Origin of the sequence: Pseudomonas sp. GW460-12-10-14-TSB1, from assembly GCF_017349775.1 — a bacterium.
Lineage (GTDB): Bacteria > Pseudomonadota > Gammaproteobacteria > Pseudomonadales > Pseudomonadaceae > Aquipseudomonas > Aquipseudomonas piscium.
Map to the genome: position 1 here is coordinate 1 of NZ_JACNAC010000026.1, position 313 is coordinate 313.

1 protein-coding gene is annotated in these 313 nt (G+C 69.3%); it reads right to left on the reverse strand.

The genetic code is table 11. From position 1 onward, the window contains the following. Window positions 1–34 precede the first annotated feature (34 nt). Window positions 35–160, reverse strand: coding sequence for a hypothetical protein (locus J4D52_RS30540; protein ID WP_256581540.1), 126 nt, complete (start codon window positions 158–160; stop codon window positions 35–37). Window positions 161–313 lie beyond the last annotated feature (153 nt).

Below are 313 nucleotides of genomic sequence, written 5' to 3' on the forward strand. Positions count from 1 at the left end.
CCTCGCTCCCCTTCCAGCTCAACCCAGCCACGCGTCATCCGCTGTTGTAGCTGCTGCCGAACGCCTGCCCGCCCCAGGTGCTGCAAGTGATCGGTGTGCGCACGCCGGCGGGAAACCAGCCCGCCCCACGCCAGGCCTCGCGACCGGAACTGGAAGTCATGCATGGATAAATCCGGGCCAATGGCCACGGCGACGAGTGTCAGGCGGCCCCGGCAGCGACCCATCCGCGCCCCCGCGGGGCGGCCGGAAACCCATCGGGGACGGCCATGAAAAAGGCCCGGATCATCGCTGATCCGGGCCTTTGGCGTGGCAC